The 20,941-nt window shown below is 60.8% G+C and carries 24 protein-coding genes and 2 pseudogenes; 15 read left to right on the top strand and 11 right to left on the bottom strand.

Going from position 1 to position 20,941, the window contains the following annotated elements; all coding sequences use genetic code 11:
* Window positions 1-39: 39 nt before the first annotated feature.
* Window positions 40-798, bottom strand: a complete 759-nt coding sequence (locus ACUN0G_RS20725) for a 5-oxoprolinase subunit PxpA (RefSeq protein ID WP_063027778.1) — start codon at window positions 796-798, stop codon at window positions 40-42.
* Window positions 799-1,030: 232 nt separating this feature from the next.
* Between ACUN0G_RS20725 and ACUN0G_RS20720 the strand changes: the two genes are divergently transcribed.
* On the top strand, window positions 1,031-1,948 hold the full coding sequence (locus ACUN0G_RS20720) for a LysR family transcriptional regulator (protein WP_445574153.1): 918 nt from the start codon (window positions 1,031-1,033) through the stop codon (window positions 1,946-1,948).
* On the opposite strand, the gene ACUN0G_RS20715 is transcribed toward ACUN0G_RS20720, so the two are convergent.
* Window positions 1,945-2,841 (bottom strand): LysR family transcriptional regulator, encoded by an 897-nt coding sequence (locus tag ACUN0G_RS20715; protein ID WP_445574152.1) that lies wholly within the window; start codon window positions 2,839-2,841, stop codon window positions 1,945-1,947. The genes ACUN0G_RS20720 and ACUN0G_RS20715 overlap by 4 nt on opposite strands.
* A gap of 111 nt (window positions 2,842-2,952) precedes the next feature.
* Between ACUN0G_RS20715 and ACUN0G_RS20710 the strand changes: the two genes are divergently transcribed.
* Together ACUN0G_RS20710 and ACUN0G_RS20705 are read left to right on the top strand one after the other, a co-directional pair.
* On the top strand, window positions 2,953-3,711 hold the full coding sequence (locus ACUN0G_RS20710; protein ID WP_445574151.1) for an SDR family NAD(P)-dependent oxidoreductase: 759 nt from the start codon (window positions 2,953-2,955) through the stop codon (window positions 3,709-3,711).
* 57 nt (window positions 3,712-3,768) lie between these two features.
* The gene (locus ACUN0G_RS20705) at window positions 3,769-4,677 is read left to right on the top strand and encodes a LysR family transcriptional regulator (protein WP_445574150.1); all 909 of its coding nucleotides are present in this window, start codon (window positions 3,769-3,771) and stop codon (window positions 4,675-4,677) included.
* A 145-nt stretch (window positions 4,678-4,822) separates the two neighbouring features.
* Here ACUN0G_RS20705 and ACUN0G_RS20700 read toward each other — a convergent pair whose 3' ends face one another.
* Window positions 4,823-5,266 carry a multidrug/biocide efflux PACE transporter gene (locus ACUN0G_RS20700; RefSeq protein WP_445574149.1) on the bottom strand — a complete coding sequence of 148 codons (444 nt, stop codon included), beginning with the start codon at window positions 5,264-5,266 and terminating at the stop codon, window positions 4,823-4,825.
* 89 nt (window positions 5,267-5,355) lie between these two features.
* Here ACUN0G_RS20700 and ACUN0G_RS20695 point away from each other — a divergent pair, with 89 nt between their 5' ends.
* Complete coding sequence (locus ACUN0G_RS20695) at window positions 5,356-6,210, top strand: LysR family transcriptional regulator (protein WP_258347310.1); 855 nt, start codon at window positions 5,356-5,358, stop codon at window positions 6,208-6,210.
* 137 nt (window positions 6,211-6,347) lie between these two features.
* On the opposite strand, the gene ACUN0G_RS20690 is transcribed toward ACUN0G_RS20695, so the two are convergent.
* A complete protein-coding gene (locus tag ACUN0G_RS20690; protein ID WP_445574148.1) occupies window positions 6,348-7,190 on the bottom strand; it encodes a LysR family transcriptional regulator in 843 nt (280 codons plus the stop codon).
* A gap of 111 nt (window positions 7,191-7,301) precedes the next feature.
* On the opposite strand from ACUN0G_RS20690, the gene ACUN0G_RS20685 reads away from it, so the two are divergent.
* Window positions 7,302-8,027, top strand: a complete 726-nt coding sequence (locus ACUN0G_RS20685) for an SDR family oxidoreductase (protein ID WP_445574147.1) — start codon at window positions 7,302-7,304, stop codon at window positions 8,025-8,027.
* Between the two features lie 141 nt (window positions 8,028-8,168).
* Here the strand turns inward: ACUN0G_RS20685 and ACUN0G_RS20680 are convergent, their stop codons facing one another.
* The 4 genes and pseudogenes from ACUN0G_RS20680 to ACUN0G_RS20665 all read right to left on the bottom strand — a co-directional run bounded on the left by ACUN0G_RS20680 (window position 8,169) and on the right by ACUN0G_RS20665 (window position 10,710).
* Window positions 8,169-9,395 (bottom strand): RNA polymerase sigma factor, encoded by a 1,227-nt coding sequence (locus ACUN0G_RS20680; protein ID WP_445574146.1) that lies wholly within the window; start codon window positions 9,393-9,395, stop codon window positions 8,169-8,171.
* Window positions 9,392-9,873 (bottom strand): annotated as a pseudogene (locus ACUN0G_RS20675) (SRPBCC family protein). The gene ACUN0G_RS20680 and the pseudogene ACUN0G_RS20675 overlap by 4 nt, the downstream one beginning before the upstream one ends.
* 30 nt (window positions 9,874-9,903) lie before the next feature.
* Window positions 9,904-10,248: a YciI family protein gene (locus ACUN0G_RS20670; protein WP_093206940.1), complete on the bottom strand. Its 345-nt coding sequence runs from the start codon at window positions 10,246-10,248 to the stop codon at window positions 9,904-9,906.
* 42 nt (window positions 10,249-10,290) lie between these two features.
* A complete protein-coding gene (locus ACUN0G_RS20665) occupies window positions 10,291-10,710 on the bottom strand; it encodes a YybH family protein (RefSeq protein WP_445574145.1) in 420 nt (139 codons plus the stop codon).
* A 146-nt stretch (window positions 10,711-10,856) separates the two neighbouring features.
* Between ACUN0G_RS20665 and ACUN0G_RS20660 the strand changes: the two genes are divergently transcribed.
* From ACUN0G_RS20660 to ACUN0G_RS20645, 4 genes and pseudogenes are all read left to right on the top strand, one after another.
* Entirely contained in the window at window positions 10,857-11,357 is a 501-nt protein-coding gene (locus ACUN0G_RS20660; RefSeq protein WP_445574144.1) for a GNAT family N-acetyltransferase, read from the top strand.
* A gap of 58 nt (window positions 11,358-11,415) precedes the next feature.
* A complete protein-coding gene (locus ACUN0G_RS20655) occupies window positions 11,416-11,670 on the top strand; it encodes a helix-turn-helix domain-containing protein (RefSeq protein ID WP_076015826.1) in 255 nt (84 codons plus the stop codon).
* Window positions 11,663-12,064: pseudogene (locus tag ACUN0G_RS20650) on the top strand (HipA N-terminal domain-containing protein); the annotation flags it as partial. The gene ACUN0G_RS20655 and the pseudogene ACUN0G_RS20650, both read left to right, overlap by 8 nt.
* A gap of 184 nt (window positions 12,065-12,248) precedes the next feature.
* Window positions 12,249-12,854, top strand: a complete 606-nt coding sequence (locus ACUN0G_RS20645; RefSeq protein ID WP_063027754.1) for a pyridoxamine 5'-phosphate oxidase family protein — start codon at window positions 12,249-12,251, stop codon at window positions 12,852-12,854.
* Window positions 12,855-12,900: 46 nt separating this feature from the next.
* Here the strand turns inward: ACUN0G_RS20645 and ACUN0G_RS20640 are convergent, their stop codons facing one another.
* Window positions 12,901-13,386, bottom strand: coding sequence for a GyrI-like domain-containing protein (locus ACUN0G_RS20640; RefSeq protein ID WP_445574143.1), 486 nt, complete (start codon window positions 13,384-13,386; stop codon window positions 12,901-12,903).
* A gap of 196 nt (window positions 13,387-13,582) precedes the next feature.
* On the opposite strand from ACUN0G_RS20640, the gene alaC reads away from it, so the two are divergent.
* Window positions 13,583-14,800 carry an alanine transaminase gene (gene alaC, locus ACUN0G_RS20635; protein WP_017475951.1) on the top strand — a complete coding sequence of 406 codons (1,218 nt, stop codon included), beginning with the start codon at window positions 13,583-13,585 and terminating at the stop codon, window positions 14,798-14,800.
* Window positions 14,801-14,921: 121 nt separating this feature from the next.
* Here alaC and ACUN0G_RS20630 read toward each other — a convergent pair whose 3' ends face one another.
* Together ACUN0G_RS20630 and ACUN0G_RS20625 are read right to left on the bottom strand one after the other, a co-directional pair.
* Entirely contained in the window at window positions 14,922-16,277 is a 1,356-nt protein-coding gene (locus ACUN0G_RS20630; RefSeq protein WP_258347320.1) for a GntP family permease, read from the bottom strand.
* A gap of 84 nt (window positions 16,278-16,361) precedes the next feature.
* Entirely contained in the window at window positions 16,362-16,895 is a 534-nt protein-coding gene (locus tag ACUN0G_RS20625) for a gluconokinase (RefSeq protein ID WP_258347321.1), read from the bottom strand.
* Window positions 16,896-17,107: 212 nt separating this feature from the next.
* Here ACUN0G_RS20625 and ACUN0G_RS20620 point away from each other — a divergent pair, with 212 nt between their 5' ends.
* The 5 genes from ACUN0G_RS20620 to ACUN0G_RS20600 all read left to right on the top strand — a co-directional run bounded on the left by ACUN0G_RS20620 (window position 17,108) and on the right by ACUN0G_RS20600 (window position 20,941).
* The gene (locus ACUN0G_RS20620) at window positions 17,108-18,139 is read left to right on the top strand and encodes a LacI family DNA-binding transcriptional regulator (protein ID WP_445575578.1); all 1,032 of its coding nucleotides are present in this window, start codon (window positions 17,108-17,110) and stop codon (window positions 18,137-18,139) included.
* A gap of 182 nt (window positions 18,140-18,321) precedes the next feature.
* Window positions 18,322-18,762: a hypothetical protein gene (locus ACUN0G_RS20615; RefSeq protein WP_445574142.1), complete on the top strand. Its 441-nt coding sequence runs from the start codon at window positions 18,322-18,324 to the stop codon at window positions 18,760-18,762.
* 356 nt (window positions 18,763-19,118) lie between these two features.
* On the top strand, window positions 19,119-19,355 hold the full coding sequence (locus ACUN0G_RS20610; RefSeq protein WP_258347323.1) for a DUF6124 family protein: 237 nt from the start codon (window positions 19,119-19,121) through the stop codon (window positions 19,353-19,355).
* Window positions 19,356-19,554: 199 nt separating this feature from the next.
* The gene (locus ACUN0G_RS20605) at window positions 19,555-20,187 is read left to right on the top strand and encodes a glutathione S-transferase family protein (protein WP_445574141.1); all 633 of its coding nucleotides are present in this window, start codon (window positions 19,555-19,557) and stop codon (window positions 20,185-20,187) included.
* Between the two features lie 16 nt (window positions 20,188-20,203).
* The gene (locus ACUN0G_RS20600; RefSeq protein WP_445574140.1) at window positions 20,204-20,941 is read left to right on the top strand and encodes an NAD-dependent epimerase/dehydratase family protein; all 738 of its coding nucleotides are present in this window, start codon (window positions 20,204-20,206) and stop codon (window positions 20,939-20,941) included.

The following is a 20,941-nucleotide window of genomic DNA, read 5'->3' as shown; positions in this document are numbered from 1 at the left end:
AAAAATCAGCAGGACCCGGTGTCTGGGCACCGGTGTCGGTCAGCGAGGTGTGCGCACTTCAATCCCCGCCTGGTCCAGCGCTTCACGCGTCGCTTCCACCAGCTCAAGGGCGCCGGGGGTGTCGCTGTGCAAGCAGATGGAATCGAATTCGATAAACAGGTCTTCGCCTTCAACCGTGCGTACCAACCCGGTCTGGCAAGCACGCAGGACACGCGCCGCAACCGTTGCCGGATCCAGCGCCCGCACATTGCGGGTAAACACGATGGAGCCAGTGAGATCGTACTCACGGTCGGCATAAAACTCCCGCACCACCGGCTGGCCCAGTTCCTTGGCAATGCGCCAGATCACCGAGTTGGGCATGCAGTACAGCAACAGTGTGGGCTCCAGGCGTTGCAGGTTTTCCACCAACAGCCGCGCCGCTTCTTCGTCCCGCGCCAGATGCATGTACAACGCGCCGTGGGGCTTGATGTGTTGCAGCGTCAGGCCCTGGGCCCGGGCGATCTCCCGCAGGGCGCCGAGCTGATAGAGCATGTCGTCCACCAGTTCCTGGGCCGGCGCGTTGATATGGCGCCGGCCGAACCCCACCAGGTCACGAAAGCCCGGGTGCGCGCCAATCGCCACACCCAGTTGCTTGGCGCGCTCGACGGTGCGGCGCATGGTGCCCGGGTCGCCGGCATGAAAGCCGGTGGCGATGTTGGCCGAGCTGATATAGGCCATCAGTTCACTGTCGACGCCATCGCCGATGGTCCAGGGGCCGAAGCCTTCGCCCATGTCCGAATTGAAATCCACTGCCTGCATCGGGGTCGCTCCGTTGAAGTTCATGCCATGGAAATTAGGCTGCCCCTTGACCCCTTGGGAAGATCTATTATCAGATGGCCCATCTTCTGAAAATCAGATACCTGATACTGATCGTTCCCACGCTCCGCGTGGGAATGCGGCCCTGGACGCTCTGCGTCCGCTTTTAAAATCGTGACGCGGAGCGTCACAGGATGCATTCCCACGCAGAGCGTGGGAACGAGCGGAGAAACCAATGTCCCTGACCCTGCGCCAAATCCGCTACTTCGTCGCCACCGCCGAAATCGGCCAGATCTCCCAGGCGGCGATTCACCTGAACATCTCCCAATCCGCAGTGACCACCGCGATCAAGGAGCTGGAAGCGATGCTCGGTGCGCAGCTATTCGTGCGCTCGGCCCAGGGCATGAGCCTGACCGATGCCGGGCGGCATTTTCTCAACCGCGCCTACGTGATTGTGCGCAGTGTCGACGACGCCCTGAACAGCCCGTTGCCGGACTACCGCGCCAGCGGCGTACTGCGGGTGGCCGCCAGCTACACCGTGCTCGGTTATTTCCTGCCGCACCATTTGCAACGCATGGAACACTGGCACCCCGACGTGACCATCGAGGTCTTCGAACAGGAACGCCAGGCCATCGAACAGGGCCTGCTCAACGGCCAGTTCGACATGGCCGTGGTGCTCACCGCCAACCTCACCCACCCGGACATCGTCTCGGAAATCCTCTTCAACTCCGAACGCCGCCTGTGGCTGCCCAGCCATCACCCGTTGTGCGAACGCCCGGCCGTGAGCCTCGCGGACGTGGCCAGGGAGCCGTACATTTTCCTCACCGTCGACGAGGCCGAACAAAGCGCCATGCGCTACTGGGAACAGGCCGGGCAAACACCCAAAGTGCGGCTACGCACCAGTTCGGTGGAAGCGGTGCGCAGCATGGTCGCCAACGGCAGCGGCGTGGCAATTCTGTCGGACCTGGTGCATCGCCCGTGGTCGCTGGAAGGCAAGCGCATCGAAACCGTAAGCGTCACCGACAAGGTCACGCCCATGAGTGTCGGCCTGGCCTGGCACCGCGAGCGCGACTTCACCCCGGCGATGCAGGCGTTTCGGGATTACTTCCACGATGCATTCCTGGCGCCGCAGCAGTTGTCGGCCCGGCGTTAAAGCCGGGATTGCAGGATCGCCGCCAGCCAATCCATGAACACCCGCACCCGCAGCGGCAAATGCCGTTGGCCGGCGTACAGCAGCGACACGTCCAGCGCGGGTGGCGGATAGTCCGGCAGCACCGCCACCAACTCACCACTGGCCAATAGATTGACAATGCCCAGCACCGGCACCTGAGTCAGGCCGAACCCGCCGATGCACGCTGCCCGATACGCATCCGTGCTGTTGACGGTCACCCGCCCCGCCATGGGAACCCGGTGCACTTTGTTGCCCTGTACGTATTCAAACCCCGGCGAACGCGAGCCCAATGGGCGTACGTAATGCACCAGTTGATGGTGGGCCAAATCGTCGAGTGTCTTGGGCACGCCGTAACGTTGAAGGTAAGTCGCGCTGGCGCAATTGATCATCGTCATGCTGCCTAACAGCCGCGCCACTACCGACTGGTCCGGCTGCGCGCCAATCCGCAACACGCAGTCGAAACCTTCGGCCAGCAGGTCGACCTGGCGGTCAGTGCTGCTGATTTCCAGCTCGATCAGCGGGTGCAGGTCCATGAATTCCGGCAGGCGCGGCAGGATCAGTTCCCGGGCCATGACGTTGGGCATGTCCACGCGAATCCGCCCCGCCAGTTGCGCCTCATCCTGACGGAACAAGCCTTCCAGCTCCTCCATGTGCGACAGCAAATCCTTGCTGCGTTCGTACAGCACGCGGCCATCCTGGGTGGCCTGGACCTTGCGCGTGGTGCGCTGCAACAGGCGCGAACCGACCAACTCTTCCAGGGCCTGTACATGCTCGGAAACGGTCGAGCGCGGCAGGCCCAGGCTCTCGCCCGCCTGGGTGAAACTCGACAGTTCGGTGACGCGCACGAAGGTGCGCAGCAACTCCAGTTTGTTCATGGGATTGTTCGCCTTATCCGGCCAGTGATTCCGGTATAGCTCTGTTTATCACGTTATGGCGGACAAATACACTCAGTCCCACGAACACTCACCTGCTCCGAGGACTCCACCATGACCCGTAAAATCGCACTCATCACCGGCGCCAGCCGCGGCCTGGGTAAAAGCGCTGCGCTGCACTTGGCGGCACAAGGCGTCGACATCATCGGCACCTACTACAGCGCGGCGGACGAAGCCCAGGCCGTGGTCGCCCAAGTCGAAGCGCTGGGCGGCAAGGCGGCGATGCTGCAACTGGACGTCAGCCAAAGCGCCACCTTCGATGCATTCACCGCCCAGGTCGGCTCGGTGTTGAAGGACGTGTTCGGCCAGGCGCACTTCAATTTCCTGGTCAACAACGCCGGGATTGGCGCCCACGCCAGCTTCGCCGAAACCACCGAAGCGCAGTTTGACCAACTGGTGGCGATCCACTTCAAGGGCCCGTTTTTCCTGACCCAGAAACTGCTGCCGCTGATCAGCGATGGCGGCCGCATCATCAATATCTCCAGCGGTCTGGCGCGCTTCAGCCTGCCGGGTTACGCGGCCTACGCCTCGATGAAAGGCGCGGTGGAAGTGCTGACCCGCTATCAGGCCAAGGAATTGGGCGCCCGCGGGATTACCGTCAACACCCTGGCCCCCGGCGCGATTGCCACCGACTTCAGCGGCGGCGCGGTGCGCGACAATCCGAACGTGAACGCGATGGTCGCCAACAACACCGCACTCGGTCGCGCGGGCTTGCCGGATGACATTGGCGGGGCGATTTCCACCTTGCTGGCCGATGGCAGCAACTGGATCACCGGGCAGCGCATTGAGGCGTCGGGCGGGATGTTTCTGTAACGCGCCCAGATTCTCCGCTAGCATCAATGCTTTCGGATACCTGACAGGCAATCACCCATGAGTTTTGATCCAGGACTGGCCGGCGGCATGGGCGTACTGGCTGCCGTGGTCGACAGCGGCAGTTTTGCCCGCGCTGCCGACAGCCTGGAGATGACGCCTTCAGGGGTCAGCCGGGCCATTTCGCGGCTGGAAAAACGCCTGGGGATTCGCCTGTTCGACCGCACCACTCGCTCGGTGCAATTGACCGACGAAGGCCGGCGTTTCTACCAGGAAATCGCCCCGCTGCTGGCCGGCCTGGAAGAAGCCGCCAGCTCGGCGGCAGACAGCGCCCTGACGGTGCGCGGGCGGTTGCGGGTGAACATCGACCCGTACTTCTCGCGGCTGGTGCTGGGGCCGGTGCTCGGTGAATTCATGAGCCAATACCCGCAGTTGCAGTTGGACCTGCACACACGGGACCAGCTCGGGGACTTGGTGGCGGATGGCTTTGACCTGGCCATCCGTTTTGGTATTCCGCAATCGTCCTCGTTGATCGCCCGCAAGTTGATGGAAGTGCGGGTGCTCACGTTGGCGTCACCGACTTATCTTGAGCGTCATGGCCGCCCCAGCCATCCACTGGACCTGGAAGACGGCCAGCACGTGTGCATCGACTTTCGCGACTCCCAGACCGGCCGGCCGTTTGGCTGGGAATTCCACCGGCCCGGCGAGCACGTCAACGTCGCCACCAGCGGACGGCTGGTGGTCAACGATGCCGGGACCTTGTACAGCGTGTGCGAACACGGCCATGCGGTGGCGCAGATGCTCGACCTCGGGCTTGCGCCAGCGCTCGAATCCGGCGCGTTGGTCGAGTTGTTTCCCGACTGGCCCGATGAGCGCTTCCCGTTGTATGCCTTCTACCCGTCGCGGCACTTGCCAGCGGCCAAGGTGCGGGCGTTCCTGGATTTTGTCAGCGCCTTAAAACTCACCTGACTTCCCCCCGGTAGCAGCTGTCGAGCCTAAGCGAGGCTGCGTAGGCCGCACCGCCGATCCCGATGGCTGGCTCAGAACCGAGTCGCTCCCGACGCAGCCTCGCCTAGGCTCGACAGCTGCTACGCCAGGTGATGGCCGGGATTTTCTAGGCGAGTTGTTTCGCCTCGCGTTTTTGCATGATCCGCTCGCGCACTGCGTCATAACCCCAGTGATACACATAGGTGTACGGCAGGAAAAACAGCAGCACGCCGATGTCGAGGATAAACGCCTGCATCAGGCTGATGTTCAGCCACCAGGCAATCAACGGTACGCAGATCGCCACCAGGCCGCCTTCAAACATCAACGCGTGCAGCACGCGGGTCCACACCCCGCCGGACAGTTGCAGGCGCGCCTTGAGACGGTCGAACAGGCCGTTGAAAATCACGTTCCAGGTCAGCGCCATAAGGCTGATGGCCAAGGTCACCATGCCCATCTCCAGCGCCGGTTTATCCATGATCCACGCCAGCAGCGGCGTACAGATCAACAAGGCCAGGCCTTCAAAACCAATGGCCTGCCAAACGCGTTCAGTAATCGACTTGGTGGGTGTCATGACCCGTTCTCCGTGAGTGACGATGGTTGCCATCATTACCCTTTGACTCGATACTTCATAACCAGTAACCATCGATCAAGGCGATAGTCATGGCTTCCCATGAAGTGCTTCAGGCGTTTGTGCAGGCGGCAACCCAGGGTTCGTTTTCGGCGGCGGCGCGCAAGCTGGGCAAGAGCCAGTCCACCGTCAGTGCGGCGGTGGCCAGCCTGGAGATTGACCTGGACGTGGTGCTGTTTGATCGCAGCAGCCGCAAGCCCACGCTGACCCCGGCCGGGCACGTGCTGTTGCAACGCGCCGAGCAGGTGCTGGAAGCCAGCAGCCGCCTGGAGTTGGCGGCCAGCCAGTTGTCCCAGGGGTTGGAGCCGAAGCTGAGTATCGCCATGTCCGATACCTACCAGTCGGACCGTTTCGAAACCGCCCTCAGCGCCTTCGAACAGCGCTACCCGGACCTGGAACTGGAATGCCTGATCGCCGAATGCGAGGACTTGGTCGCCCTGGTGCAAAGCGGCCGGGCGCAGATTGCGTTTATCGAGAAGCAGGAGGTTTATCCGCCGGACCTCACCAGCACCGCCGTGGAAGAACGCACGGAAATCGCGCTGTTTGTCGCCGCCAAACATCCGCTGGCAAACCTTAAGGACATCGATCAGCAAACCCTGGAGCAACACCGCGAACTGCGCCTGGCGAGCATCATCAACCCGAATGAAACCCGGGGCCTGGGGCGGGTGTGGTCGGCCCCCAGTTACCTGATGCTGATGGAAATGGCGCAGCTGGGCTTTGGCTGGGCGCCGCTGCCGCGCTGGCTGGTGGAACGCTTTGGCGGCGACCACCTGTGTGAAATCAAGGCCCGAAGTTGGCCGCGCTCGGTGGCGGTGGATGCGTTGTGGTCACGCCAGCATCCGCCCGGCCCGGCAGGCAGTTGGTTGCTGGGCAAGATGCTGGAGTAAGGCCGGAACACACTATTCGCAACAATGAAGACCCAATGTGGGAGCTGGCTTGCCTGCGATAGCGGTGGTGACTGACACACCGCTATCGCAGGCAAGCCAGCTCCCACATTGAATTTGCGGTGCATTCGAAGGCGCAGTCAGGCCGCTTCAATCTGCGGCGGGCGGTTGTTCTGGAAATACTCATGCAGCGCCCGCAACGCCGGCAACTCCAGGGCCTGGGCGGCAAAGCACAAGCCCACACGGCGCGTCGGTGCCGGCAGGTGCCAGCGGCGAATCACCACCCCGGCCCGCTCCGCCGCCAGCGACTGCGGCAACATCGCCACGCCCACACCGGCCGCCACCATGTGCAAGGCCTGGGTCAACGAACCGGCATGCCCGGCCACCGCCTGGGGCGAACGGCCGTACAAGGCCATCAGCCGTTGGTGGGAATCATGCTGCGGGCAGGTGATCCAGTCTTCAATCGGTGCCCAGGCCTGCTCCTTGCCGCCCGCCGCCATCGGGTGCCCAACCGGCAGCGCCATCACGTAGGACTCTTCCCAAAGCGGCAGGAATAATTCGTCCTCGCAGCACATTTCCTCTACCGCCAGGCGCCCTTCTCCTTCGCAGCCTTCCTGCAAGGTCAGCAGCAAACCGGGCAGGCCCTGGTGCGCCATGCGCAGGAAAGTTTCGATCTGGCTGTCGGCAATATCGCCTTCCACACCCAGTTCCAGGGCGATGCGGTTTTCGCGCCCGCGAAACAGTCGGCTCAACGCGTCGGCCTCGGCCACCATGCGCCGGGCTTGCGGGTACAACACCCGCGCTTCATCGCTGACTTCAACCCCGCGAGGCTGGCGCAGAAACAGCGCCACGCCCAATTCTTCTTCCAACTGCTTGATGGTCACCGACAACGTCGGCTGGCTGATGAACAGGCGCTGCGCAGCCGCGGTGATATTGCGCTCTTCGAACACCGCGAGAAACGCCTTGAGATGACGCACATCCATAGTTAATACCGATGACAGACAGAGGAATAAGGCATTTTTCAGCCGATGAGAGGCTAAATATACTGCGCCCCACGTTTAGATATTTGTTTTTCTTATCTCAGGAGTTCCACCATGAGCAAGCCATTGATCATCATCACCGGCGCCAGTTCGGGCATTGGCGAAGCGACTGCGCGTTTGCTGTCGGCCGCCGGCCACCCGCTGTTGCTGTTGGCCCGCCGTCTCGACCGGCTGAATGCGCTTGAGTTGCCGAATACCTTGAGTCGCGGTGTCGACATCACCGACCGCGCTGCGCTGGTGACAGCGGTGAAAGAAGCCGAAGCGCAATTCGGCCCGGCCGATGCACTGATCAACAATGCCGGCGTGATGCTGCTGGGCAGCGTCAGCGAACAGGACCCGGCACAGTGGGAGCAGATGCTCGACGTCAACGTGAAAGGCCTGCTGAACGGCATTCACGCGGTGGCCGCCAGCATGGTCGAACGCAAGGGCGGCACCATCATCAACGTCAGCTCCGTGGCCGGGCGCAAGACCTTCCCTAACCATGTCGCCTATGTAGGCACCAAGTTCGCCGTGCACGGGATTTCGGAAAACCTGCGGGAAGAAATGTCGCCGCACAATGTGCGGGTGATCACCATTGCGCCGGGTGCGGTGGAAACCGAACTGCTGGGCCACACCACCGATGAAGCGATCAAGAGCGGCTACCAGGCGTGGAAACAGGACATGGGCGGCACGGTATTGAGCGCGGATGACGTGGCGTCGGCGATTGCCTATGCCTACCAGCAGCCGCAGCATGTGTGCATTCGCGAGATCGTGTTGGCGGCGACGCGTCAGCAGCCGTAAGAAGCCAAGGCAGACAACACAAATCCACTGTGGGAGCTGGCTTGCCTGCGATGGCGCTGGGTCAGCCATGCATCTGTTGCTGATACACCGCTATCGCAGGCAAGCCAGCTCCCACAGGGGATCGCACTCCAGTCTCACAGGCTATTTGAGTTCGGCCAAACGCCGCTCGATAAAGCGCTTTTCCGGTTCTTGCTGGGTCAACGCCAGCGCCCGTTCAAACGCTCGCCGCGCGTCCTCCACTCGCCCCAATCGCCGACAAAATTCGCCCCGTGCCGAGTGCGCCAGGTGATAGTCGACTAACTCCCCGCGCGCCAGAATCTCGTCCACCAATTCCAACCCCGCCAACGCCCCATCGCGCATCGCAACGGCCACCGCGCGATTCAGTTCGATCACCGGCGACGGCACCAGCCCGAGCAACACGTCGTACAGCCCAACAATCTGCAGCCAGTCGGTCTCGTCAGCGCTCGTCGCCTCGGCATGTACCGCCGCAATCGCCGCCTGCAGGCTGTAGGGCCCGAAGCGCCGTGTGGTCAGGGATTTCTCCACCAACGCACATCCTTCAGCCATCAGCGAAGCGTCCCACAGCGAACGGTCCTGCTCATCCAGCAGCACCAATTCACCGCCGGCCGAGGTGCGTGCCGGGCGCCGGGATTCGTGGAGCAGCATCAGCGCCAGCAAGCCCATCACTTCCGGTTCCGGCAACAATTCCATCAGCAATCGACCCAGGCGAATCGCTTCGCGGGTCAGGTCCTCTCGGGTCAGATCAGCGCCCATGGACGCCGAATAGCCTTCGTTGAACACCAGGTAAATCACCCGCAACACACTGTCCAGGCGCTCGGGCAACTCCGCCAGGGACGGCACTTGATAGGGGATTTTCGCTTCGCGGATCTTGCCCTTGGCCCGCACGATGCGCTGGGCGATAGTGGCCGGTGTGGCGAGAAACGCTCGGGCGATTTCCTCGGTGGTGAGGTCGCAGATCTCACGCAAGGTCAGTGCCGCCTGGGCATCCGCCGCCAGTGCCGGGTGGCAACAGGTGAAGATCAGGCGCAGGCGGTCGTCTTCCACGTCTTCAGCGCTCCAGTCGGCTTCTTCCAATTCATCAGCCTGAGCCAACAACGCGTTCTGGTGCGCGGCAAACCGGGCCTGGCGCCGCAAACGGTCGATGGCCTTGAAGCGCCCGGTGGAGACCAGCCAGGCCCGGGGATTGTCGGGCACACCGTCTTGCTCCCAACGCTCGACCGCGACGAAAAACGCCTCGTGCAAGGCTTCTTCAGCGAGGTCGAAATCGCCGAGCAGGCGAATCAGGGTCGCGAGGATGCGCCGCGATTCGCTGCGATAAACCGCTTCGACCCGGGCCTGCACCGTCAATCGCGCAGGCCTTCGGTCACCAGCGTCACCAGCCGGTCAAGGCTCTGGCCCCAGCCCTCGTGAAAGCCCATGGCTTCGTGGGCCTGCTTGGTTTCGGCGCTCCAGTGCATGGCGCGGGCGGTGTAGAGGGTTTTGCCGTCGACGTCTTCAAAGGTGACTTCGGCGGTCATGAACGGCTGGCCCGAGGGGATCCAGCCGGGGGTGAACGCATCGGTAAACACCAGCCGACTGGGCGCGGTGATTTCGAGGAATACGCCCTGGGTCGGGTATTCGCTGCCGTCGGGCGCGCGCATCAGGGTGCGAAATTGCCCACCGACCCACAGGTCCATTTCGCACTCGGGGGTGGTCTGCCGTGCGGGCCCCACCACTGCTGCAACAAGGCCGGCTCGGTCCAGGCACGGAATACGCGGCTGCGAGGGGCGTCGATCAAGCGACTGATGGACAGTTCAAATTCGGCGGGCTTGGGTTGATTGCTCATGGGTAAACCTCCTGAGTTTTATTGTTGTGATCAGAGATTCAATTCACGCACGGGGCGCACTTCCACGCTGCCGACCCGGGCGGCCGGAATGCCACCGGCCACCTGGATCGCTTCATTCAGGTCCTTGGCCTCGATCAGGTAAAACCCGGCGAGCTGCTCCTTGGTTTCGGCAAACGGCCCGTCGGTGATCGACAGCTTGCCGTTGCGCATGCGCACGGTGGTGGCGGTGGTCACCGACTCCAGCGGCTCGGCGGCAAGCATCCGCCCGCTGGCCTGTACAGACTCGGCATAGGCAAAACACTCCGGGTCCTTGGGACTGTCGGGCGACTCGTGCAGCACCTGCTCGTTGCTATAGATCAGGCAGAGGTATTTCATGGGATTCTCCGTTTTCGGACAACTGACTATAGTTCGCGACGATCAAGGTTTCAGGTCGAACAGACCGGCGCCGGTTTCCATGTCGAAGGGTGCCGACCAATGCTCATGCACCACTTTCCACTCGCCGCGAACGCGCTGGTAGCCGGCGCTGACGCGCATCCAGCAGGTCTTGAGCACGCCGTCGGGCCCGGTGCCGCCACAGTGTGCGAGCCAGTGGGCAAAGGCGCTGTTATCGGCGGCGACGATACGCATCTCATGGAAGTCAAAGACTCCGGGGCCCGGGCAGAACTCCATGCACGCCTTCCAGTGCGCCTCATAGGCGGCCTTGCCCTTGAACTGCAGGGCGCTAACGGCGTCGAACGCGACGATATCGTCGACGTAAAAGCTGACAATCTTCTCGACATCCTTGTCGGTGACGGCCTGTTTCCATTGTTCGATCAAGCTGCGGATTTCGGTGCTCATGGCGACACTCCTTGCGGGAAAAATCACTGAAGACACCCTTAGTCGACTGGGATATCGGCCAATCGACAGTCCCGCGAAAAATAATTGCGATGACCGCAAACCCGCTAGAATTCGCGCTTCTTTGTAGGATTTCGGATGCTACGCCGATGGAAACCCGCCTCGTCGCCTATCAGACGTTGACTCCCCTGCAACAACAGCAACTCAACGCCCTGGAAGTGCATCCCGAACAGTTGGGGTTTTCCGGCGATATCTACTGTGCGCTGAACACCCTGCTGGTCAATCCGAATCCCGGCGTGGCAGGCTTTGCGTTACTCGCCGACGGGATTCCCGTCGCCTTCCTACTGCTCAAACGCCCGCCCTGCCTGCCCCATTGGGCGGATGAACACAGCGCCACGCTGCATGCGTTGCAAGTCGATCGCCACCAGCAAGGCCTGGGGTTTGGCAAAGCCTGCCTGCAAGCCCTCCCCGCCGCCGCGCGCTTGGTTTGGCCGCAGATCAAAGCGCTGGAACTGTCGGTGGACACGGACAATGTGGCGGCGATGGGTCTGTATTTGCAGCAGGGTTGGGTGGACAGCGGGGAAGCGTATAAGGGGCGGATTGGGTATGAGCGCCGGTTGGCGTGGGTGTTTGGTGCCGAGGCACCTTGACAATGCCAAAATGTAACGTATACATAACTTATCAGCATAAATGTAATGGATACGAGACATGGACTCTTCTGTCATCACCCAGAGAATCGGCAGCCAAGTGCGCACCATGCGGCTCAACCGAGGCTATAAACAAGCGGAATTGGCGCGCTTGGCGGGCGTAACTCGGCAAAAACTGATTGAAATCGAGCAAGGCAGCCCAACGGTCTCCATGAATGCCTACGCTCGAGTGATTGCCGCCTTGGGCAGTGAAATAAAATTGGTACCTGCCACCATGCCAACGCTGGAAGAAGTGGAGGACTTGTTCAATGAATAGCCCGAAGCTTCAAGTTCATACCCCTCAAGGCGCCAGCGGCAGCGTATTCACTAGTGCAGGCGACTATCTTTTCCGCTACGGCGATAACGCACTACCACCCAGCGCACTCAGCCTGGTAATGCCCGTTCGCGCAGATGAATACCGTCGACGAGAGCTACATCCGATATTCCAGATGAACCTGCCAGAAGGGTTTGTGCTGGAGCAGCTTCGCAATCGCCTTGCCAAGACAGTGAAGGTAGATCCGATGTTGCTGCTGGCATTGTCTGGTAGCAGTGCGCCTATCGGTCGCGTCTTCGTTTCCTCGGACCAAGTCAATGAGCTGATTCAGCGCAACGGCGCTCCGTCGACGGGAGAAAACCTGGACGAAATTCTCGCCTGGGACGGGGCGGAAGATGGTGGAGAAACCCGAGGAGCGAATCCGGGCACTGCTCCAAACCCTTGACGTTGTTCTCAAGCGTGAAGACGATTACTGCCGACAAGCCCCTAATGTTGCACAAGCTATACGGCAATCGGCGCAAGGCTATCAGCGCAGCTTCGGTGGCTGAACACATCACCTGACCGATCGATAAGGAATCCCAATGCTGACCACGCTGGAACAACTCGAATCCCTCTACGGCCTCCCCCACGAACGGGCCGTGCGCAAGGAAATCCCGTTTCTCAACGAGGACTACCAGGCGATGGTCCGCGCGTCGCCCCTGGTGGTGGTGAGTTCGTCAGGCCCGGACGGTATCGACGGTTCGCCCCGTGGCGATGTGCCGGGGTTTGTGCGAATCATCGACGAGCGCACGCTGGCGATTCCGGATCGGCCAGGGAATAACCGTCTCGACACCCTGCGCAATCTGGTGGTGGACCCGCGTATAGCGTTGCTGTTCATCATCCCGGGGATTGGCGAGACGTTGCGGGTCAATGGCCGGGCGCAGATTTCCATCGAGCCTGAGTTGCTGGAGAGCTTTGCGGTGAATGGCAAAGCGGCCCGCTCGGTGATTCTGGTGCAGGTGGAGGCGGCGTATTTCCATTGCTCCAAAGCCTTTGTGCGTTCCGATTGCTGGAACCCGGAAAAGCATCTGGATCGCTCGGCACTACCCTCCGCCGGGGCCTTTCACAAGCGCTTGAATGATGGGGCGTTCGACGCCGAAGCCTATGACCGCGAGATGCCGGAGCGGGTCAAGGCCACGTTGTATTGAGGGGCGGTGGCAGGAGCGAATATCCGTGCTCCTGCCGATGGTGCGGTCAGGCGGCTTCGGCGTTGATCGGGATCCAGATTTCCACGGAGCCCGTGCCTTTACCCACATCGAAGTCGGCGCTGTAGCGCTCAAAGTCGGCCCCGACCACCTTGTACCCGGAGGCCGGCAGCCATTCGAACATGATGCGTTCATAGGTCTGCGCCAGTGCCTGCACCGGGCCGAAATGCGGGAACACGGCATAGCGATGGGCCGGGATTTCAATCGACTGGAAGTTGCTCGGTACATCGCCCTTGGCCGGCACTTCAACGCCGGCCAGGTAGTCGAACTCATCGTGTTTGGCGTTGTAGCACACGCCGTAGGTCACGCCGCCGACGCGCTTTTTGATCTCTTTGAAGCAGCTGTCGAACAACTCCCACAACTTGGGAATATCGCCAATCGTGGCCTTCGAATAACGCCCCTGCACACCTGCGATCACCAGGGCCTTGCCCTCTTCCATGCGCGGCTGTAACGGCAGTTTTGTCTGTTGATCCATCTGAACAGTCTCCTTCTTATGAGGGAACAAACCCGCGTCGAGTATAGGGGCATATCCCCGTCGCACTCCAAGCAGAAATTTTTCCCACAGCATCTGGACAATTGGCCATCATCGACCGTATTGTCTGCCCCGCAGGCCACCGCAGTGGCCGACGTCGCTCGGACGGTTCCGGGCGCTTACGTATTTCGAGGCAACAATGGCCGAACCAAGTTCGCCGCGCCGCTTTGCGCGCATAGATCGACTCCCCCCTTACGTGTTCAATATCACTGCCGAGCTGAAGATGGCTGCGCGTCGGCGCGGCGAAGACATCATCGACTTGAGCATGGGTAACCCTGACGGCGCCACGCCACCGCACATCGTGGAAAAAATGGTCACCGTCGCCCAACGCGAAGACACCCACGGCTACTCCACCTCCAAAGGCATTCCGCGGCTGCGCCGGGCGATTTCGCGCTGGTACAAAGACCGCTATGAAGTGGACATCGACCCGGAAACCGAAGCCATCGTGACCATCGGTTCCAAGGAAGGCCTGGCGCATTTGATGCTGGCCACCCTGGACCAGGGCGACACGGTGCTGGTGCCTAACCCCAGCTACCCGATTCACATCTACGGTGCCGTGATTGCCGGCGCCCAGGTGCGTTCGGTGCCACTGATTCCAGGCGTGGATTTCTTCGCAGAACTGGAACGCGCCATTCGCGGCTCGATTCCCAAGCCGAAGATGATGATCCTCGGCTTCCCGTCCAACCCCACCGCGCAGTGCGTGGAGCTGGACTTCTTCGAACGGGTGATCGCCCTGGCCAAACAGTACGACGTGCTGGTGGTGCATGACCTGGCCTACGCCGACATCGTCTACGACGGCTGGAAAGCTCCGTCGATCATGCAAGTGCCGGGCGCCAAGGACATCGCGGTGGAGTTTTTCACCCTGTCCAAGAGCTACAACATGGCCGGCTGGCGCATTGGTTTCATGGTGGGCAACCCGGAACTGGTCAACGCCCTGGCGCGGATCAAGAGCTACCACGACTACGGCACCTTCACCCCGCTGCAAGTGGCGGCGATTGCGGCGCTGGAAGGCGATCAACAGTGTGTGAAAGACATTGCCGAGCAGTACCGCCAGCGTCGTAACGTGCTGGTGAAAGGCCTGCATGAGCTGGGCTGGATGGTCGAGAACCCGAAGGCGTCGATGTACGTCTGGGCGAAGATTCCCGAGGCGTACGCCGCGATGGGGTCGCTGGAGTTTGCCAAGAAGCTGCTGCTTGAGGCGAAGGTGTGTGTATCGCCGGGGATTGGTTTTGGTGAGTATGGCGACGATCACGTGCGCTTTGCGCTGATCGAAAACCAGGACCGGATTCGCCAGGCGGTGCGGGGCATCCGGGCGATGTTCCGGGCGGATGGGCTGGTCAAGAAAGCTGACGCCTGACCCGATCCAACGGCAGGAACCCAATCAATGTGGGAGCTGGCTTGCCTGCGATAGCGGTGTTGAATTCACCATCGCTATCGCAGGCAAGCCAGCTCCCACATTTTGTTTTGCGGTGTGTCTGTTAGACCACCAGCGACAGCAACATGATAAAGCCCAACGCCACCACCGACAGAATGGTCTCCATCGCTGTCCAGGTCTTGAACGTCTCGGCCACGGTCATATTGAAGTACTGCTTCACCAGCCAGAACCCCGCATCGTTGACGTGAGACAACACCAGCGAGCCCGCCCCTGTCGCCAATACCAGCAACTCGCGGTTCACCCCCGGAATCATCCCCACCACCGGCACCACAATGCCCGCACCGGTAATGGTCGCCACCGTCGCAGAACCGGTAGCCACACGAATCACCGCCGCCACCAGCCAGGCCAGCAGGATCGGGTTGATCTGCGCAGTCACCGCCATATGGCCGATCACATCACCCACGCCGCTGGTCACCAGCATCTGCTTGAAGCCACCACCGGCGCCGATGATCAGGATGATCGCTGCAGTCGGCGCCAGGCTGGCGTCGAGCAGTTTGAGGATTTGCGGGGAACCGATGCCCTGGCGACGGCCAAAGGTGTACAGCGACAGCAGCAAGGCCAGCAGCAACGCGGTGATCGGGTGACCGATCATGTCCATCCAGTTGCGGATCACGTGGCCGTCCGGCAGGGCGACGTCGGCGAAGGTTTTCAGCAGCATCAGGAACACCGGCAGCAGCACGGTGATCAGGGTGATGCTGAAGCTCGGCAGGGTCTTGGATTCCGGTTGCTCACTGGCCAGTTGGTCCACCAGTTCCTGGGACGGATTGCCCGGGATGTACTTGGCGATAAACGAACCGTAGAGCGGGCCGGCGATGATGGCCGTAGGCAGCGCGACAATCAGGCCGTAGAGAATGGTCTTGCCGATGTCAGCCCCAAACACGCCAATTGCCAGCAACGGGCCCGGGTGCGGTGGCACCAGGCCGTGCACCGCCGACAGGCCGGCCAGCAGCGGAATGCCGATCTTGATCAGCGACACGCCCGTACGGCGCGCAACGATAAACACCAGCGGGATCAGCAATACAAAACCGATCTCGAAGAACAACGGAATGCCCACCAGGAACGCGGCGAACATCATTGCCCACTGCACCTTCTCCTTGCCGAAGGCCCGCACCAGGGTTTGCGCGATCTGATCGGCACCGCCGGAATCGGCCATCATTTTGCCGAGCATCGTACCCAGCGCGAGGATAATCCCGACAAAGCCGAGCACCCCGCCGAAGCCGTCCTGGAAGGCCTTGATGATCTTGTCCACGGGCATGCCCGAGGTCAGGCCGAGAAAGCCTGCGGCGATGATCAGCGCAATGAACGGGTGGACTTTGAACCGGGTGATCAACACGATCAGGCCGATGATGGTGACCACTGCATCGAGTAGCAGATAGGTATCGTGGGACAAGCCAAACATGGGGGTCTCTCCTGTTTGTTGTTGTTATTAAAGCCGGTAAAAAATTCAGTGCAGGCGGACAGCGCTATCTTGTCCGGCAAAAAATTATTTGTTTGGTTCAAAGCCGTGTTTCAGCCACCAGGCGTTGGTTTGCTCGGCCAGGTCTTCAACGCTGTCTTCACTGGCATTCAGCGCCAGCGTCAACGGCTCGCCCACCGGGGATTCCAGGGTGGCGAACTGGCTGTCTATGAGGCTGGCCGGCATGAAATGGCCGGGGCGATGGGACACACGGTCGGCGGCGACTTCGCGGGTCAGCTCCAGAAACACAAACCCCAGGCCCGGCGCGGCTTCGCGCAGGTGGTCGCGGTATTTCTTTTTCAGGGCCGAACAGGTGAGCACGGGATGCTCGCCGGCTTTGAGGGAGCGGCGCAGTTCATCGCACAGGATGTCGAGCCAGCCGGCGCGGTCTTCGTCGTTAAGGGGATGGCCGGCGCTCATCTTTTCGATGTTCGCGGCGGGGTGAAAGCTGTCGCCTTCGATGGCGGTGGCGCCGTTCAGCAGGCACAGCGCCTCGCTGACGCTGGACTTGCCACAGCCGGAAACACCCATGATCACGAGGGCAGTAACAGGTTGACTCATGAAACACCTCAAGACGCAGATAGCGCTACCTTTGCACGCTGTAAGGCTAGTGCAAAAACAGGCTTTTCCCGCGCCGTCTTGTCATTTTTATGGAGTGACGCGTGCATCTGCTCCAAAGGTTTGAACGGGAACAGGCATCCCGGCGTTCAAGAATTTGCAGGGTCTTGGAGACAGCGCTACCTTAGTGCCTCGATTTTTGTTTGGCAAGCCGCCTGATGACTCCCAAGAACGATAAAAATACCCGCACCACGGGCCGCCCTACCCTGAATGAAGTGGCCCGCCTGGCTGGCGTCAGCCCGATTACCGCCTCCCGGGCCTTGCGCGGCATCAGCACCGTGGCCACCGAACTGGTGGAAAAAGTGCAAAAAGCCGCTGCCGAACTGAGCTACGTGGTCAACCCGGCCGCCCGTGCCCTGGCATCTGCCCAGAGCCAGTCGGTGGTGGTGTTGGTGCCGTCACTGTCCAACCTGCTGTTTATCGAAACCCTCGAAGCCATCCACCAGGTGCTGCGACCCAAGGGCTTTGAAGTGCTGATCGGCAACACCCACTATTCCCGCGATGAAGAAGAAGACCTGCTGCGCAACTACATGGCCTACCAGCCACGGGGTTTGCTGCTGACCGGGTTTGACCGTACGGAAAGTGCCCGGCGCTTGGTGGAATCGAGCAATGTGCCGTGTGTGTACATGATGGACCTGGACCCGGGCGCCGGCCTGAACTGCGTAGGATTCTCGCAGTTGAACGCCGGGGAAACGGCGGCGGCGCATTTGATCTCACGGGGTCGCAAGCGCCTGGCCTACATTGGCGCGCAACTGGACCAGCGCACATTGTTGCGCGGTGAGGGTTTTCGGCGCGCCCTGCAACAGGCCGGCTTGTATGACCCGGCGCTGGAAGTGCTGACGCCACGCCCATCGTCGGTTGGCCTGGGTGGCGAGTTGTTCTTGCAGTTGCTGGCCAGCCATCCGGATGTGGACGCCATCTTCTTTGGTAATGACGACCTGGCTCAAGGTGCGCTGCTGGAAGCGTTGCGCCATGGCATCAAGGTACCGGAGCAGATCTCGGTGCTGGGCTTCAATGACCTGCCGTCTTCCTCGTTCATGGTGCCGCGTTTGAGCAGCATCAGTACGCCACGGGAAGCCATTGGCCGACGCGCCGCTGAACATCTGCTGACGGTGATGGCCGGCAACAAGATCGCCCGACCGGTGGTGGACATGGGGTTTGAGTTGAAGGTGCGTGAGAGTACCTAGACCGGTCCAGTAAGGAGAGACTCACGGGGGGCCACCGGTAAAACGTTCTACGCTAGCCCCTGCGAGCATGAAAATCCACTGTAACTTCTGACAGTATACAAACCTGTGAGGGGCTCCTCTAATCAAGCAACTATCCAGCAAAAAGAGATAGCAAATTGCACGTTAGATGGAGCATCTCGACCATGACACATGAAAGAAATAACGTAGCGCCCGCAAGGGGAATATTTAATGTTAGCCAATCCGTAGATGGACCTTTCGAAGCTACCAGCATCGAGTTTTCTTATGGCAAGGGCGATCTGCAGTTTTCGGGCCGGTATGTTGATGGATTAGGAAGAGTTCAGCTTATGGTGCTTCTCCTGCCTGCCAAGGAAGGTTCATTTTCGGGCGAATTCAACGCTGACGGCGCCGCCTATTACATGAACGGGCCCGATAATAAGCCGGTCTTCTGGGATTCAGTGTCAGGCAAATACGACGCCAAAATTATTACAATACCTGGACATATAACCGGAACTTTCGACTTTACTGGCGTGGGGAACGGCTTACCTAGGAAGTTTGCCGGCGACTTCAATTTCTTTACCAAAGGCATTCATGAGGAATGTACAAACCAAACCGGTTTGAGTTGACACTGCGCGAACGCATACAGGCGGTAGCTGTAGGAAGTGGCTGGTGTTGATGGCAGCGCCTTGCTCCGTTACCTACAGGTACGTCAGAATCCGCCGGCTTGTGCGCCTGGGTAGGGCTCTCTAAGGTTGCCCGGTCGCTGAATTTCTCAGTGATCGGGTTTAGTAGCCCGAACTGGTTCACTCTTAGTGCATGAGCTTCATCTGTCAGACGATTTTGTCTGTGCTTGATGGCGGCTGTGCGTAGGGCACCCTCGGGTGCGCCGGCTATGAGTGTCCACCGGTCTACTAACCTGCGCGCAGCTGCCTCCTTTTTGTTTAGTAGCGATATGGGGGTGGCCTAATACAGGGCACTTACTATGTTCAAAGCAACTCCAAATCCTCCCGCCTTATTCACCGTCAGCCCCAACGCCAGCAGCGAAAGCCTGATCGCCAACAGCTACGAGACGTTTTCCTCGGTCAGCACATTATTGCTCGACCTGTCTGATGAACTCACCGGCAAAGACCGCGACACCGCATTGGCGATTCACCAGTTGAGTGAGTTGGGCGTACTGCTGATGGGCAAACTGATGGACCAGGAATCACCACTGATCTGACAGACCGCACGCGGTCAAACTGTGGGAGCGGGCTTGCTCGCGAATGCGGTGTGTCAGCGGACCGTTCCATCACTGATACACCGCTTTCGCGAGCAAGCCCGCTCCCACATTTTTGATTCTGCCCACTTAACAACCTCGCCGTGCCTTCTGCCCCCTGCTAAATTGCCCCCTGCCTTCTCACCCTCGTCAGGAAAGCACCATGGGCCATTCGCTGAAAATCCTCGGTCGCACTTCTTCCATCAACGTGCGAAAAGTCCTGTGGACCTGCCAGGAACTAGGCATCTCCTACGACCGCGAAGACTGGGGTATCGGCTTCGCCTCCACCCAGTCCGCCGAATTCCTGGCCCTGAACCCCAACGCTCAAGTCCCGGTACTCATCGACGACAACGGCGTGCTGTGGGAATCCAACACCATCTGCCGCTATCTCGTGAGCCTGCACCAACGCCACGATCTGTTGCCCACCGAGCCGGCAGCCCGGGCCAGAGTCGAGCAATGGATAGACTGGCAAGCCATCGAACTCAACCGTTCCTGGGGTGCTGCGTTTACCGCCCTGGTGCGCAACAACCCGGACGGCCTGGACGCGCCAGCCATCGCCGCCGCGGTAAAGGCCTGGAACGACAAGATGGGCCTGCTCGAAGAGCAACTGATCAAAACCGGTGCCTACGTCGCCGGTAAAGACTTCACACTGGCCGACATCCTCATCGGCCTGTCGGTACACCGCTGGCGGATTACGCCCATGGAGCGTCCGTCCTACCCGGCGGTCAGCGCCTACTACGAAACCCTCAGCCAACGCCCCGGCTTCAACACCTTCGCCCTCGACGGCCACAACTAAAAACAAGGACTACACAATGAACGGACTCAACGTACTACTCACCGGCGCCTGCGGCCGCATCGGCAAGACGTTTTTCCAAGCCTCGAAAGACCGCTACCGCTTCACCCTCACCGACCGCATCGAGCCGGATTTCGCCCTCGGCGAGCACCGTTTCATCCACGCCGACCTGAGCGACAAAACCGCCCTCGCCGCCCTGCTCGACGGGATTGACGTGATCGTCCATCTGTCAGGCATCCCCCACGCCAGCGCGACCTTCGACGAGTTGCTGCCCAACAATATCCTGGCCACCACCTACCTGTTCGAAGCCGCCGTGGCCGCGGGTGTGAAGCGCCTGGTGTTCGCCAGCAGTGCCCAGACCATCGAAGGCTACTCGGTAGACCGGCAGATCACTCCGGGCATGCCCGTATTGCCCGCCAACCTGTACGGCGTGAGCAAATGCTACGGCGAAGCCCTGTGCGGTTTTTACGCCGCCAAAACCCCGCTCTCCACCATCGCCCTGCGCATCGGTGCGTTTGAATTCCCCGAAACCCACGACCTGAACAACGCCCGCGACCTCAGCGCCTGGCTCAGCCCGCGCGACGCCGTGCAACTGCTGCAACGCTCGGTGGAAACCGAAGGGGTGAAACACCTGATCGCCCATGGCATTTCCAATAACCGCTTCAAACGCCTGGACCTCAGCGAAACAACCCGTGTGCTGGGTTACCAACCGGTGGATGATGCGTTCCAGGAATTCGAGATCCCGATCACTTACTGA

The organism is Pseudomonas sp. 32A, assembly GCF_052682255.1.
Note: the sequence above shows the minus strand (reverse complement) of the source record. Positions and strands in the feature narration are given on the sequence as shown.

What these genes read in the sequence shown, in the direction of transcription:
- ACUN0G_RS20720 (WP_445574153.1), top strand. Translation starts at nt 1,031, where the DNA reads ATGTCCCTGACCCTGCGCCAAATCCGCTACTTCGTCGCCACCGCCGAA.
- ACUN0G_RS20685 (WP_445574147.1), top strand. Translation starts at nt 7,302, where the DNA reads ATGAGCAAGCCATTGATCATCATCACCGGCGCCAGTTCGGGCATTGGC.
- ACUN0G_RS20725 (WP_063027778.1), bottom strand. Translation starts at nt 798, where the DNA reads ATGCAGGCAGTGGATTTCAATTCGGACATGGGCGAAGGCTTCGGCCCC.
- ACUN0G_RS20695 (WP_258347310.1), top strand. Translation starts at nt 5,356, where the DNA reads ATGGCTTCCCATGAAGTGCTTCAGGCGTTTGTGCAGGCGGCAACCCAG.
- alaC (WP_017475951.1), top strand. Translation starts at nt 13,583, where the DNA reads ATGGCCGAACCAAGTTCGCCGCGCCGCTTTGCGCGCATAGATCGACTC.
- ACUN0G_RS20670 (WP_093206940.1), bottom strand. Translation starts at nt 10,248, where the DNA reads ATGAAATACCTCTGCCTGATCTATAGCAACGAGCAGGTGCTGCACGAG.
- ACUN0G_RS20665 (WP_445574145.1), bottom strand. Translation starts at nt 10,710, where the DNA reads ATGAGCACCGAAATCCGCAGCTTGATCGAACAATGGAAACAGGCCGTC.
- ACUN0G_RS20715 (WP_445574152.1), bottom strand. Translation starts at nt 2,841, where the DNA reads ATGAACAAACTGGAGTTGCTGCGCACCTTCGTGCGCGTCACCGAACTG.
- ACUN0G_RS20660 (WP_445574144.1), top strand. Translation starts at nt 10,857, where the DNA reads ATGGAAACCCGCCTCGTCGCCTATCAGACGTTGACTCCCCTGCAACAA.
- ACUN0G_RS20645 (WP_063027754.1), top strand. Translation starts at nt 12,249, where the DNA reads ATGCTGACCACGCTGGAACAACTCGAATCCCTCTACGGCCTCCCCCAC.
- ACUN0G_RS20705 (WP_445574150.1), top strand. Translation starts at nt 3,769, where the DNA reads ATGAGTTTTGATCCAGGACTGGCCGGCGGCATGGGCGTACTGGCTGCC.
- ACUN0G_RS20610 (WP_258347323.1), top strand. Translation starts at nt 19,119, where the DNA reads ATGTTCAAAGCAACTCCAAATCCTCCCGCCTTATTCACCGTCAGCCCC.
- ACUN0G_RS20700 (WP_445574149.1), bottom strand. Translation starts at nt 5,266, where the DNA reads ATGACACCCACCAAGTCGATTACTGAACGCGTTTGGCAGGCCATTGGT.
- ACUN0G_RS20690 (WP_445574148.1), bottom strand. Translation starts at nt 7,190, where the DNA reads ATGGATGTGCGTCATCTCAAGGCGTTTCTCGCGGTGTTCGAAGAGCGC.
- ACUN0G_RS20630 (WP_258347320.1), bottom strand. Translation starts at nt 16,277, where the DNA reads ATGTTTGGCTTGTCCCACGATACCTATCTGCTACTCGATGCAGTGGTC.
- ACUN0G_RS20640 (WP_445574143.1), bottom strand. Translation starts at nt 13,386, where the DNA reads ATGGATCAACAGACAAAACTGCCGTTACAGCCGCGCATGGAAGAGGGC.
- ACUN0G_RS20710 (WP_445574151.1), top strand. Translation starts at nt 2,953, where the DNA reads ATGACCCGTAAAATCGCACTCATCACCGGCGCCAGCCGCGGCCTGGGT.
- ACUN0G_RS20600 (WP_445574140.1), top strand. Translation starts at nt 20,204, where the DNA reads ATGAACGGACTCAACGTACTACTCACCGGCGCCTGCGGCCGCATCGGC.
- ACUN0G_RS20625 (WP_258347321.1), bottom strand. Translation starts at nt 16,895, where the DNA reads ATGAGTCAACCTGTTACTGCCCTCGTGATCATGGGTGTTTCCGGCTGT.
- ACUN0G_RS20615 (WP_445574142.1), top strand. Translation starts at nt 18,322, where the DNA reads ATGACACATGAAAGAAATAACGTAGCGCCCGCAAGGGGAATATTTAAT.
- ACUN0G_RS20605 (WP_445574141.1), top strand. Translation starts at nt 19,555, where the DNA reads ATGGGCCATTCGCTGAAAATCCTCGGTCGCACTTCTTCCATCAACGTG.
- ACUN0G_RS20655 (WP_076015826.1), top strand. Translation starts at nt 11,416, where the DNA reads ATGGACTCTTCTGTCATCACCCAGAGAATCGGCAGCCAAGTGCGCACC.